At 42.4% G+C, this 13,659-nt stretch carries 12 protein-coding genes and 1 tRNA gene; 3 read left to right on the forward strand and 10 right to left on the reverse strand.

The window, feature by feature from the left end; all coding sequences use genetic code 11:
- Positions 1 to 40 precede the first annotated feature (40 nt).
- Positions 41 to 1,618 (forward strand): tetratricopeptide repeat protein, encoded by a 1,578-nt coding sequence (locus BROSI_RS16155; RefSeq protein WP_052564802.1) that lies wholly within the window; start codon positions 41 to 43, stop codon positions 1,616 to 1,618.
- A gap of 38 nt (positions 1,619 to 1,656) precedes the next feature.
- The gene (locus tag BROSI_RS16160; protein WP_052564803.1) at positions 1,657 to 2,412 is read left to right on the forward strand and encodes a YebC/PmpR family DNA-binding transcriptional regulator; all 756 of its coding nucleotides are present in this window, start codon (positions 1,657 to 1,659) and stop codon (positions 2,410 to 2,412) included.
- A 115-nt stretch (positions 2,413 to 2,527) separates the two neighbouring features.
- On the opposite strand, the gene ftsH is transcribed toward BROSI_RS16160, so the two are convergent.
- A complete protein-coding gene (ftsH, locus tag BROSI_RS16165; RefSeq protein WP_052564804.1) occupies positions 2,528 to 4,453 on the reverse strand; it encodes an ATP-dependent zinc metalloprotease FtsH in 1,926 nt (641 codons plus the stop codon).
- A gap of 175 nt (positions 4,454 to 4,628) precedes the next feature.
- Here ftsH and BROSI_RS16170 point away from each other — a divergent pair.
- Positions 4,629 to 4,706: transfer RNA gene (locus BROSI_RS16170), tRNA-Pro, on the forward strand.
- A 15-nt stretch (positions 4,707 to 4,721) separates the two neighbouring features.
- Here the strand turns inward: BROSI_RS16170 and BROSI_RS16175 are convergent.
- From BROSI_RS16175 to BROSI_RS20035, 9 genes are all read right to left on the reverse strand, one after another.
- A complete protein-coding gene (locus BROSI_RS16175; RefSeq protein WP_052564805.1) occupies positions 4,722 to 5,774 on the reverse strand; it encodes a tyrosine-type recombinase/integrase in 1,053 nt (350 codons plus the stop codon).
- A gap of 44 nt (positions 5,775 to 5,818) precedes the next feature.
- Positions 5,819 to 6,058, reverse strand: coding sequence for a helix-turn-helix transcriptional regulator (locus BROSI_RS16180; RefSeq protein ID WP_052564806.1), 240 nt, complete (start codon positions 6,056 to 6,058; stop codon positions 5,819 to 5,821).
- Positions 6,059 to 6,160: 102 nt separating this feature from the next.
- A complete protein-coding gene (locus tag BROSI_RS16185) occupies positions 6,161 to 6,469 on the reverse strand; it encodes a Mor transcription activator family protein (protein WP_052564807.1) in 309 nt (102 codons plus the stop codon).
- Positions 6,459 to 6,947: a hypothetical protein gene (locus BROSI_RS16190; protein ID WP_052564808.1), complete on the reverse strand. Its 489-nt coding sequence runs from the start codon at positions 6,945 to 6,947 to the stop codon at positions 6,459 to 6,461. Before BROSI_RS16190 ends, BROSI_RS16185 begins: the two co-directional genes overlap by 11 nt.
- Positions 6,948 to 7,485: 538 nt before the next feature.
- The gene (locus BROSI_RS16200) at positions 7,486 to 8,334 is read right to left on the reverse strand and encodes a sigma-70 family RNA polymerase sigma factor (RefSeq protein ID WP_052564810.1); all 849 of its coding nucleotides are present in this window, start codon (positions 8,332 to 8,334) and stop codon (positions 7,486 to 7,488) included.
- 92 nt (positions 8,335 to 8,426) lie between these two features.
- The gene (locus BROSI_RS16205; protein WP_052564811.1) at positions 8,427 to 9,704 is read right to left on the reverse strand and encodes a tyrosine-type recombinase/integrase; all 1,278 of its coding nucleotides are present in this window, start codon (positions 9,702 to 9,704) and stop codon (positions 8,427 to 8,429) included.
- 1 nt (position 9,705) lies between these two features.
- A complete protein-coding gene (locus tag BROSI_RS16210; RefSeq protein ID WP_052564812.1) occupies positions 9,706 to 10,170 on the reverse strand; it encodes a phage protein GemA/Gp16 family protein in 465 nt (154 codons plus the stop codon).
- Between the two features lie 256 nt (positions 10,171 to 10,426).
- The gene (locus BROSI_RS16215) at positions 10,427 to 13,057 is read right to left on the reverse strand and encodes a DUF927 domain-containing protein (RefSeq protein ID WP_052564813.1); all 2,631 of its coding nucleotides are present in this window, start codon (positions 13,055 to 13,057) and stop codon (positions 10,427 to 10,429) included.
- Positions 13,058 to 13,483: 426 nt separating this feature from the next.
- Positions 13,484 to 13,657, reverse strand: coding sequence for a hypothetical protein (locus tag BROSI_RS20035; protein ID WP_157842580.1), 174 nt, complete (start codon positions 13,655 to 13,657; stop codon positions 13,484 to 13,486).
- Positions 13,658 to 13,659 lie beyond the last annotated feature (2 nt).

The raw sequence follows: 13,659 nt of genomic DNA on the forward strand, positions 1-13,659 counted from the left end.
GGGAGTTCCGATATGTTAAGGATATACAAAGAAGTATGAAATGTTATTTGTCAAATCTTTTTCTGTTATTTTTGTTTTTATAATACTCTTCTCTATTAGTTTCCAGGGATGTAGTAGTATTGCAGCTAAACATGACAGTCAATCCTTGCCGGTTATTGAGAGCAGCCCTTTGCACGCTCAAGAGAAAGCGCATGCCTATTTTTGTGCCGGATATTTTTCCCTGTTGGATAGGGATTGGGAAAATGCGGCTGCTAATTTTGAAAAAGCGATTCAACTAGATCGTTCTTCGGGAAGAATTATGCAACATTTAGCTACATGCTATTTCCAGTTAGGAAAGAATGAAAAGTCGATCGATTATCTCGAAAAATTAGCCAAAATCAAACCAAATGAATTTAGCGTGCATTATACATTGGCTACACTGTATGAAACTGTTGGAAAATATAGGGAGGCTATTGAGGAATATGAATACGCTCGCCAGTGTAAAACAACAAAGCTGGACCACGTATTTTTGGCGGATACTCTCTACCGACTTGCCAATCTTTATATGCAGGAAGGTATGATGGAAAAGGGGATAGAATGTTATAAGAGCATGTTCGACATGAAACTTGTAAGTGAACCGGCAAAGATATATTATGAGATCGGTCAGAAATATTTCGAAAAAAATGATACAAAAAAGGCCCTGGAATATTTTTTAAAGGTAAAAGAGGCTGATCCAAAGTTGAGTTTTGCAAGTTTTTATCTCACTCTCTGCTATGATGCACTTCATGACTATGACAACGCCATTAAAGAGGCAAAGGTTTTTTTGGAAAAAGAACCTGATAACTGGGTTATGCGCCTAGCCTTGTCCGAGATATACGAGAAAACAAACAATGAGTCCCAACAAAGCGAAGAAATTAAAAAAATCGAGGAAATTCTCAAAAAAAATATAGATGCTGGAAGTAAGAACTCGAAGGAATATTTCTTGCTATGCCAAATTTATAGAAATCAACGTAAAATTGATAAAGCAATCGCAGTTGTTGAGAATATGAAATTGATTCCTTTGGATAAAGAAACAATACGGGATATTCATTTTTTGTTGGCGAATCTTTATTACGAAGATAAAAGATTCGATAGAGTAGAAGAAGAATTGCAGATGGCCTTAAAGCTCGATCCTGATTTTCATGAAGCAAATAACTTTCTTGGTTACCTGTTTGTTGAAAACAATAGAAATTTGGACGAAGCAATTCAGCTTATTAACAAGGCGTTAAAAGCACAACCCCGGAATGGCGCATATCTTGATAGTTTGGGCTGGGCCTATTACAAGAAGGCACAGGTGGAAGGAAGACATGATTATTTAATTAAGGCGCTTCAAAAGTTATTGGAAGCTGTACAATTTCTGGAAGAACCGGATATCTATGATCATATCGGGGATGTTCATTATAGTTTGGGGAATTGGGACGAAGCTGTTAATGCCTGGAGGAAGGCGCAGGACTTATATAAGAAGATGTTTAATCAAGAAGTACAGATAGAGAACATTACGACGAAATTGGAAAAACTAAAGAGGTTAATATCTGTGGAAGAAACAGGCTCAAAGGTTATCAAAAAACGTATAGAGGTTAAAAGTGGCATTCAACCATGAGTTTTTTCTAAAAATATTTTTAGGAGAAATAAAAGAAATTGGCTGGACATTCACATTGGGCAAGTATAAAGCATAAAAAAGGTGCAGCAGATGCGAAAAAGGGCAAAATCTTTTCGAAGATAGCTCGCATGATTACTGTGGCTGCCAGAAGAGGTGGTGGCGACTCGAATATGAATCCAAGGTTACAGCTTGCCATAAGTAAGGCCAGAGCAGTTAATATGCCTAAAGAAAACATAGAGCGAGCCATTCAGAAAGGTACGGGGGGGGGTGAGGCATCAGAGTTGTTTGAATGTTTGTACGAAGGATACGGACCTCATGGCATAGCCTTAATGGTTGAAATCCTGACAGATAATAAAAATAGAACTGCCCCTGAAATACGAAAGATATTTGAGCGATTTGGCGGAAATATGGGGGAATCTGGTTGTGTCTCCTGGATGTTTGAAAAAAAAGGACTTATTATCGTGGGTAGCAATAGTCTCAATGAAGACGATCTCATGATGTTAGTCTTAGATGCCGGGGCCGAAGATTTACAGCAGGTGGGAGATATTTTTCAGATCATATGCCCGCAAGTGAATTTGGATACCGTGAAGAAGGCTATTGAGAATAAAAGCGTTAAGATCGAAAGTGCCGAGGTGTGTTGGATACCCAAAAACAATATTGACCTAGACGATGCGATGGGTCGTAAAGTACTAGGACTTATGGAGGCGCTTGAGGATCACGACGATGTGCAAAACGTCTATTCTAATTTTAATCTTCCACAAACCCTTCTCGCGGAAGCACAAGCAGCTAGATAGTACGGAATAAAATGACTGTTGGGAAGTGTGAACTTAAGTTTGCAGGACGGCGGCATAGATTCCACCGCATACTCTGAGCCGCTCCGCTGTAATGAATAATGGTTAACAATACCACTTATAGCTGCTTTTCCTCTTCTTTTTGAATGTATTGCAGATGCTGTTGAGGTTGTTCTATTGGAGCAACGTCCATTTCTTTATGGGTTTTCGGTTGTTTTTTCTCAATGTTTAACAATTCAAGAACTTGTTCTCCATCTAATACCTCATTCTCTTCGAGTTTCTTTGCTAACAGATTGAGTTTATCCTTATTATCGTTGAGCAATTTTTTGACCCTATCGTAGTTTCCCATGATAAGATTGGTAACCTCTTCATCAATGGCAACGGCTGTTTTTTCACTATATTCTTTTTCTTGAACAAGGTCGTGCCCGAGAAAAATGTTTCCCGATTGCCTGCCAAAAGTCTGGGGTCCTAATTTTCTGCTCATACCAAATCGGCATACATAACTTCTAGCCAACTGTGAGGCCTTTTCCAGGTCGTTTTGGGCGCCGGTTGATATTTTGCGTATTGCCAGTTCTTCTGCAGCTCGTCCTCCCAGTAATACACAAAGGGTATCCAGGATTTCAGGTTCTGTGGTCAAGTATTTATCTTCCAAAGGTAATTGCATAGTATATCCCAGTGCAGCCGTCCCTCTCGGAATTATAGAAACTTTGTGCACGGGATCTGTGTTGGGAAGTAGTGCGGCTACCAAGGTGTGACCTGCTTCATGGATTGCGACTGCCTTCTTTTCCGTATCGCTCATAATTCTGCTCTTTCGTTCCGGACCAGCTAATACTCTGTCTATGGAGGATTCCAATTCTTGCATGCCGACTGAGCTCTTATTGTGCCGTGCGGCAAGAAGTGCCGCTTCATTGACAACATTTGCCAGATCTGCCCCCGAAAAACCTGCGGTGCGTTTTGCGATGACTTTCAAGCTGACATCGGAATCTATCTTTACATTTTTGGCATGAACAGACAGTACAGCCTCTCGGCCAATAAGGTCTGGTCTGTCAACAGTTATTTGACGGTCAAAACGCCCCGGGCGTAACAATGCACTATCCAGGACATCAGGTCGGTTGGTCGCAGCAACGATAATAACCCCTTTCTGTGAATTAAATCCATCCATCTCGGCCAGAAGCTGGTTAAGAGTCTGTTCACGTTCGTCATGACCGCCACCCAGTCCTGTGCCACGTTGACGGCCAACACTGTCAATCTCGTCAATGAAAACAATGCATGGCGCCTTTGCTTTTGCCTGTTCAAACATGTCCCGTACTCGGGCAGCGCCCATTCCAACGAACATTTCGACAAAGTCTGAACCACTAATTGAGAAAAATGGCACACCTGCTTCACCTGCAACGGCTCTTGCAAGGAGCGTTTTGCCGGTTCCGGGTGGACCGATCAGAAGCACGCCCTTGGGGATTTTTCCTCCCAGTTTTTGGAATCGCTCCGGGTAAGAAAGAAAGTCTATAATTTCCTTTAGCTCTTCTTTTGCCTCTTCACATCCTGCAACATCAATGAAAGTTGTCTTCTGTGAACCATTATCTGAATACAACTTAATTTTTGCCTTGCCAAAGGACATAAAAGGAGAACCCATCCCGCCAACCCTTTTAAAGAGGAAAAACCACCCTAACGCCATGATACCGAAGGGAAATATCCACCACATCAGGATGTTTTTTAAGAAATTATTTTCAGATGCGCCTTTAAACCTGACCTTCTGTGATTCCAGTTCATTGACGAGTTCTGCGTCTTGTATTGGTACTGTAACGAATGCAATCTTTTCTTCTTTGTCACCTTCACCCGACAATTTTTTGTAATGGCCTCGGATAAGATTAGCACCTACCGTGCAGTCTGCTATATATCCATTCTTAAGATAGAGCCTGAACTGGCTGTAAGATATTTCTTCGGCCTTAGGGGATAAAAATATCTGCGCTACATACATGATGGCAAGAAAAAGCAGGATATATCCAATAGAAAATCGTGACTTCTTGGTTTTGTTTTTTTTATCCATTCAATTTGGTTAAAAAAGATTAAAAATACCTGAATATGCAGAATATAAGGTTATTAGGTAATATTTTTAACAAAATATCAAACTGAATTATATTAGAAAATAAGATCAATGTCAAAATATTTCAAAAGAGATTTAAGTTGATAATAGATAAAAAGATACTATAATGGATGAAAGTCGGGGTGTAGCGCAGCTTGGCTAGCGCGCTTGAATGGGGTTCAAGAGGTCGTGGGTTCAAATCCCGCCACCCCGACCACTAAAATCAAGGGTTTCAGGCATTTGCCACTTCTCGCTTTTCCTCAAGTGTAGTCAAATTGTAGTCAGCTTCTAAAATCTGAACTCCGTCTCTCAAGCTATCTGGACAATGATGACTGTATCGCTGAGTCATCCGTATGTCATGATGACCTAATAGCTTTGAAATTTTATAAATATCAATTCCTTTTTGCGCTAACCGCGTTGCAAAGGTATGCCGCAGATCGTGGAAGTGAAAATCCCGTAGACCAGCCTTTTCTATTGCGATATTAAAAGCCCTTCTCAGATTATGACGGTCAATCTTGTTACCCACGCCACTGGAAAACACCAAATCATTTTTAATATTCCTTATCTTTGATTTTTCCGTCAGAATATCGAATGCCACCTGGTTCAAAGGAATCGTCCTTGGCTTTCCGCTCTTTGTTTCCTGGATGATTATCGTTCTTCGTAACAGGTTTACCCTATTCCATTGAAGGGAAAGCAGTTCGCCTTGACGTAATCCAGTATGCAAGTCGAAAATGATAATATTCCGAAGCCATGGAGGAGAAACATTAAGCAATCTTTTCTTCTCGTCATCGGCCAACCAACGATCTCTATCATTACCCTCTTTCTCTTTGGGAACTTTAGAAACAGGATTATCCTTAATCCATTCCCACTCTTTGACTGCTAGGTTAAAAGCCTTTGAGAGCATGGCCAATTCCCTATTAACGGTGGCTGGTTTTGCCTCTTCACTTTTCCTTAACACCTTGTACTCAGAAATCATCTTGGGAGATATGGACGATAATTTTGATGTACCAAAGAAGGGGATTAAGTGTTTGAGAGATGCGGAATAACTTCGTTGCATACTGATCGACACACTTGGGGCGTGTTCCTTCATAAACTTTTCCATCATATCAGTGAAGGTCTTACTATTTCCGGTAAGCTTTTCAAAGTATTTTCCCTCAACAATTTCAGTTTTAATCTTTGCCTCTATTGCCTGAGCAAGCTTCTTATCCGCCGTTTCAAGGCTCCTTTGAATTTTCTTGCCTCCATACCTGATGCAAGTCCACCAAACACCGCCACGTTTATACATTTCCTCCCCCTTTCCCGTGACTGATCGTGTCTGTATGACCGCTATCAGGCATTATAATTGTTTTCGAGAATGTCGCCAACAATCTTATTGACCGTTTTATCACATTGTTGTGCATCGCGTTTATGGGCTGCCATTATTTGATCTATGTCCTGTAGATCAAAAAGGACACGTCCCCGAAGTTTGATTGATGGAATCTTTCTTTGACTTGCCCAATCATAGAGCGTCTTAACCGGCAATGAGGTATATTCGGAAACTTCTTTGATATTTACGTATCGTTTTTCCATAATGATTTTTTATTACCCAATTCACTACCCGGTCAGCATCTCGCAAACCCTTAATTTTTCTGGACTGATTTTTTCACTTGGGTAACAAAAGATTCACTTATATTACCCGGCATTTAAAGTACTCACGGTTTGCTTTTTATTTATCATTTCACGTCTGTGTTTTTTGATGATCTCACGTACCCAAAACGAGGTAACTCCATATTTCCTGGCAAGCTCTCCGTAATTACCACCCTTAAACTCTTCGATGATCTTCCGCTTTTTTACCCTGGCTAAGCAAACATCCAATTTAGGCAAATAGAATTGTTCCCCGCCTAATTCTCTCCCAAGCTTTACGACGTTCTCAATACCTATTACCATGGCGATTTGTTGATAAGTGGGAGGCAGATCATCCAGACGGATTTCATTTTCCATCAGTCTTTTCCTCCATTTTCAAATAAGGTTTCGTCTCTTTCACAGAGACGTACTTCAGGATATCTGCTTTTACCTTTTCTGGCGCTTCAATCCCCAGGGCGTGGTCTGATTCCATGAACTTTTTAAAGTCAGGGGTGGCTTTATATTCCGACTTCTTTTCAAAGAACATCTCAAACAACGGTCCCAACGGAACTTTTATATCCTCGACCTCATCCTTAACGATATAGGATTCCCGGAACGTAACAACGGCCCGGGCCGTTATTCCGTCAAGTGTAACGGTTGTTGTTTCCTTCTGCCTGTTCCTGGCAATCTCAATGAGGCGTTCCTGAATGCTGTCAAGTTCTTCATCGAGGTCCTTGATTTTCCTTTTAAGAGATAATCCCCTCTGGAGAAGTTTTTCAATTTCTGCATCCTCGGCCAGTACAAGGTGTTTCTTCCCGCCGACCTGAACCTTTTTAACCTCTTTTACGCCCTTCACTTTTACCTCCTATCTTTCATAAACCACCGAAGATATGCCGTACTTTTTCCCACCTTTTTTACTCTTTTTTGGAATCAAACAGCCCGAAGTATCAAAAGTTTGTGTCCACTCCCCCTTGTGGCTCAAAACAGCCACTTGTTTGCCACGATGCGCATGCAACATTCACGCATGGCAATTTCTTGCATGTTAAAACTCTCAAAAGTTTTAACATTTCCACCTTTGGGAAGTAGTCATAACATATTGTAAATAGATAACTAAGAGTAGATTCAAGAATTATGCTTATCATAAAATATACTTCTCACCGTCATTTTTTCAGGCAAGGTAAAACTGGCAGAAAACCCTTATAAATCAAGGGATTCAAGGTGTTTTGACCTTTATGTATAGGATATAATCTTACTATTATACGAAATCCCTTCAAAAACCCTGTATAATCAAGGCTTCCCAGCCTTGTTAAAACCTTTTCCCTGTTTTTAAAACTCTTCATACTTCCAGCCTGAAAAGCCTGCTATTTCAAGGCCTTCACGTTTTCCTTGCAAAATCAACCAACATTTGATATTTTAATCCCGTGAGATATCGGTTGGGCTACAGCCCCTATAACCGATATCTGACGCCCCCTCCGCTGTGGGGAGGAGAGGTCCTTTACGGGAACGTTCAGGAAAGGGGAGGCCCACTCCGCCGAACTACCTGACCGTATCGGCTTGTGAGCCATTCCGATCGCTGTCCTTTCAATTGCCCACCGTAATTTCCTGAGCGCCTTTACCTCAATCTGCCTTACCCTTTCTTTTCCCAGGTTAATTCTCTGGCCTACTTCATCCAGGGTAAGATCATGCCAGAATCTCAGAGTAATAACCATTCTTTCCCTGGCACTTAAGCGGTTCAGGAAATCGCATACCTGACTATAAAAAGCCGTCTCCTCACTTTGTGGATCCTCCGATATGAGGATATCCCCTTGCGTCATTTCTGATTCATTCCCGTAGATCAGTTCATCAAGGGATTCATACCCATACTGCTTATGGTCCTGAACGGCTTTTTTAACCCCTTGCACTATCGCATATCCAGCATAGGTCAGAAATTTGAACCCCTTATCAGGATCAAAGGTCTCTGCAGCCTTAATAAGCCCCAGGCATCCTTCAGAAATCATATCCATCAAGGGAAGTCCAGGAGACCAGTATTGAAAAACCACCGTAATGACAAATCTCAGGTTCGACCCAACAAGGTGATTCCTTGACGCCTCATCTCCTATCCATGATCTCCTGGCAACACTCATTTCCTCTTCCTGAGTAAGCATCTGCATTCCCCCCACATCCTTTAAAAACATCCGTAACAGCCCTCGTTCCCCGCTTCCCCTGTTTACAGAGGAATCAAGATCAAAATTTTCTTCTTCCATCCATCCTCCTTTCGTGATATAAGATGCCCTTATCGCATAAGGAAAGTGGCATTTCCTCCCCTAAAGCCATGTACTTATCAGGGTGCGTGGCTTTATCTATTTAATGGGTTATGCATACCCGGATGATTGTCATAGCTTTGTGCTGAATGGACGTAAATCATCGTGGTATTTATATCCTGGTGTCCTGCTAGTTTCTGAATATCTTGTATTGGCACACCCTCCTGGGCAAGTACCGTAAAGGCCGTATGCCGTAAGGCATGCGCGCTCAATACCTCACCGTCTCTTTCAATCTTGGCCTTTTTAAGGTACCGCTTCACGATATTCTCCACAGACTTAACGGAAAGCGCCTCTGGTAGCCTATCCCTTCTTATCACTAGTTTGCGATCCACGCGGTCATAGATGAAGGGTAAGAAGATAGGCAGTTCCCCGGTTATCTTTATTCCGTACCCCTTCACAATACCAATCCAGGTATCAAACGACTGCAATGCCTTCCCGTTCAGGATAATGGCCGTCTTTGGTCTGTTCTGAAATCTTCCCTTCCTGTCCGTAATCCAGACCTTTTGTTGACCTTTCACCCTGTCGTGTTCAAGGTGCTTATGCCTGAGGCCAGCTATCTCGTTTGCCCTGAGACCATACACGAGCATGATTACGAGGATTGCATAATCACGCCTCCCGATCTCCGTCTTCCGGTCCGGCTGGCCCAATAGCCGCTGTGCCTCCGATACAGAAAGGACGGTATAGTAACCCTTATCCTTCTTTGGAAAGATAAGGGACAGTTCCTTAAAAAGGATAGGATTCCTGAACTTCCTATTTTCCCGTTCAATGTACTTAAAGAATCGATTGAGGGATATAAACTTATTCCAAATCGTTGTATCCCGGTAGTTTTGCCCTCTGAGGTAGTCCCTGTATGCCAGGAGGTCTATCTTTGAGATATCACAGAGATCCTTATTTACCCAGGTAAAGAACAGTTTGATCAGGTTCTCGTAACTCTTCCGGGTATTCGTGGTATTCTGGATAGCCAGGAATCCGCCAAGATATCGTGTAAAATCTTCGCTCTTGATGCCGGTATGGGTCTTAAACTCCGTTAAGGTGTCAATAGGGTTCTGGAATCCCTTAACCTTCTTTTCCAGGAACTTAAAGAAGCCGTTGAGTATGGAAAACTTCCTCTTAGCAGTCTTTGACGAATGCTCATGGGAAAGCCTTTCCTGGTAGGAGTGGAGAGTCTCTTTACTGATATTTGAGATCTCACAATTCTTGAAGTCAAAGAATTGCTGTATCTCTGACCGGTAAACCCTCTGACTGCTACCGTTCACCTTTTTCAAATATTGGTTGAAAATCTTTTGGCCTGAATCAGTATCAAGAAATGACATGTTAAACCTCTGTAACCAGTTTCTTTTTAGCACGTTTGAGGACTGTAATAACAACCCCAGCCTCATTACCGCCTAATTTATCAAGGATATCCTTGCTAAATCTCTTACGGATAAAGTTCGTAAGATGTTCATCATCCCATCCGGCCTCTTTTTTAAGATTTTCTATAAAAGATAGTTGACCGGGTGTTGCCAGGGGTACAAAACGGCCTATAATCTTCTTATCTTTTTTCGATGTCAGGATAGTCCCCCTTAACAAAGGGGGATTCAGGGGGTTGTTTTCAAAAACAGATCTCTTACCTTCCATAACATCAATAAGCTTTATCCCCTGGCGCTTGGTAAGCTCCCTGGTAGAGTCCTGGCCAGATATCCACCTGACGAGATCCCGGAGCTGTTCCTCCGCCATCCCTATCTCTTGGGCCTTTGTCCAAATCTTCGCCTTTTGTGCCTTCGTTATCCCTTTTGCCATAAAAAATAACTTAGAAATGTAAAATGCTCCTATAGGAAAAATAACAAAAAGGTGTAGTAGGTGTAGTAACCCTTATAAATACTGGTGTTTTTGGTTAAAAAAGGTGTAGTTACAAGGTGTAGTTGACTACACCTTACTACACCTTGACTACACCTCACTACACCACAACTACACCTTGAATAATCTGGAATCCCTTTATTGGTGCGGGTTACTACACCTACTACACCTACTACACCACACTTTTGAAAAGTATACGTCATATATTTAAAAACTCCTTAACCACCTGCCAGGGAATAATGGTAAACCTTCTTTGCTTAATTATCCCGTCTTCTATCCTGGCATTTCTTGAACAAGTAAACTTTCCACCCTCACACTTAATCCAACCTTTTTCAGCCCAGGATTTAAGAATGGCCCTTTCTGAGAATTTCTCATTTCTGAGAACCTCAGCAAGCTTATGAGGGTAAATCCCTATGTATTCCCCCTCTTTCCACTGGCCGTAAGACTCAAAATCGGTATCCTTGAAGTATTGCTCATTTCCGCTTGCCCAGGATAAGACGTGTTGCATTGCCCTGGTACCAATATCTACATCATTCAAAGACTCACTGATTACGTTGTCAAACACCCGGTCAATAAATTCCCTGGCTGCCACAGGATCGCCAATCCCCAAAATTTCATAAACAAGGTCTGCCGCCAGCTTGATCACCGCAAAGTAATGACTGTACCTATCTCCTACCTCTGAATTTGCCTCCAGAGATAACGCCCGTTGGTACATCTTGTAATCGGCCTTTAGCCTGTTCATCTTATCCACGTTGTCCCAAATGGACAGGATACCCTCTACAAACTTGGCCCCGGCGTGCCCGTAATTTTCCCTTAACCCCGTCTTCAGCTCATTGATGAAATCACCTCCTATGTTGGGGAAGGGTGAACCATAAAGCTCAATCGTACGCGCCCGGGCGCCGGCAAAGGTGGTGCATTCGATTAAAGGACGTTCGCCTGTGGAAAAACAGACTGTATGCCACGTTGGATTATGCCTGATGCCAGCGGTAGCACCGCGTCCGCGACCAACGCCGTTGGCAATCTGATAAAGCATACTCGACATGGTACGGTCATCTACCATTTGCGAATCGTCCGGAAAGATGGGAATATCACAAAAAAAGTTAGCAATCCTTTCTAAAAATACCTTCGTGGAATCCCAGCCAAAGACCAGTCCTCCCGCCTCCTTGTGTGGATTTCCCCATACGCTGGCAGCCAGTTCCAAAACGGTTGTCTTGCCAACGGATGTATTGCCCCAAAAGTCGATAATAAAATTCGGCGCTTTGAGCATCCTGAGAAGTGGCGCGGAAAACGAGGCATAAAAGGCAAATGCAGCATAGGGATATTTCAAGGCAGGTTCTATACATTCCCTCCATTTTACATACGTACCCTCTGGCTTAACTGCCTTGACGAACCTCTCGTAGCCGGGTTCCGGCGAAAACTCAACGGATACCTCTTTATTGCCCTGGCCAGCTTTCTTACCTATCATCTTTTCAAGGATAAACACCCGTTTGTTCTCAACAGACTTAAAACCAAAGCCTTTGGAAACGAAGGTCTTTGGGATAAGCTGCATATTGAAGTGCTCAAAGGCTGCCAGGTATTCAATCATCTTTCCGCAGTTCCGGCTATTTACCGGTAAACCGTGACTTGCAAGCTCAATAATCTTTTTCGCATCGGAGATCAACAGTTTGGAGATCCAAATCTTCTTCCACTTATGGTCCCGCTTAAAGGCGATCTCAACGTCTTCAAAACCTGAATCAACGTCTATTGCCCGGCCGGTAATGAAAAGTGGGGTATAAAAGGCAGGCTTTTTGATTGAATCATCTCTGAAGTAGATTATCTGATTTACTCGATCCTCTTTAACCTCAAACCCCTCCGGTTCTATAAGCTTGATACCGTCAATCTCTTTTATTTCAAAAGCGATCTCTTTCGCACTATCAATAAGCCTTTGAAAGTCTTCCTTTGTCTTCCCCAGGGTAACAAAGAAGTCCGTTACGTCCTTCTTGTCTTTGGAATCCATGAAGGACGGCCATTGAATGACCTTCACGCTCCTGGCAGTACCTTTAATGAATTCGGCTACCTTCAAGGCTCCCTGCCTTCCCGGTTCGTCATTGTCATATGCAAGGATCACATTGAGATTGGTAAAGAGTGAGTTCCATTCCCGCTTCCAGGTGTTAGCCCCGCCGGTCCCAGAGACAGCCGGGAAACCCATCTGGTTGAGAAGTAATGCTTTGAATTCGCCCTCGCTAACGAGGATAAAAGGGAGATCCTCTTTGATCACATTGGAAGGATACAAAAGTACCTTTCCACTTTTAAGCTGGTTGCCCTTATGTTCCTTAAAAGTCCACTTACCCGGCTCAATTTCCATCGGGATAACGTAATGTTCATTCTGATAGCCTATGAGGTACTTTTCTATGGTCTCTCTGAACAAACCGTACTTATCCTGGAAGGTCTTTAATGCCGTCTCGTTCTTCAATAATTGGTTATGGATGAGCTTCACCTGATCAAGGGTGAGATGTGAAGGCTTCTTGGTAGTTTTGGATTTTGGATTTCGTCCTGAACTTGATTCAGGATCAGATTTTATTCCCTCTTCCTCCTTAATTTTTTCAAGGGCGCCTTTCTTATCCAGCCCATACCGCAATTGAATAAACTTGACCACGCCTCCTTGCTCACCGCAACCAAAGCATTTAAAAACACCCTTTTCCAGGTTTACCGATAAGGAAGGATCCTTGTCGTTGTGGAAAGGGCAAAGACATTGAACCTCCGTCTTGCCATTCGGGTCAAACCCCGGTATGTGCCTTGTGTAAAAACTTTTATAGTCAATCTTGCTCAGTACGTCTGTAGTCTTATCCATTTTCAACCTCTGTTTAAAAAACTTGTTTTCCCTCTTGAGAGGGGTTAGGGGTGTGTTTCCTTCTCAGCTTGCCATATGGCATAGCAGGATATAGAGGACACGTTTCAACCTCACAATCCCTTCGACCATCAACATAATCACACATACAGTCCTTACGCCTTTGCCCTGATCATTTGCTTATACGACAGGGTGTTTCTCTTTTTCACGCCTTGTACTTCCTTTAAAATCAAAAACCAGGTCTCAAAACACGCTTAATAAGCATATTTTTAACATGCCGATTTGCTTCTGCGACCAAAACCACGCACCTTAAAACAAAAAAGCCGATTAACGGGAATTACTTCCCATCAATCGGCTGGCTTGCTATTTTTAAAATGTGGCTAGCTAATAGCTGGCTTGCCTATTCTTACCTGTCCCGGACAGATAAGTTTATTTCTGCATCATGAATTTATTACTTTTTGTCTTTTTAATTTGGTAATTTCCGACAACCATACCCAAATCATCTATTATCCTGACAGGGATAGGAAATTGCTCTTTCATGGATATCTTAATTTCCCGCTCTTTTGGCGATTCGTTGAATTCGAGAGACGACATATTTCCCATGA

Origin of the sequence: Candidatus Brocadia sinica JPN1 (genome assembly GCF_000949635.1) — a bacterium.
GTDB lineage: Bacteria > Planctomycetota > Brocadiia > Brocadiales > Brocadiaceae > Brocadia > Brocadia sinica.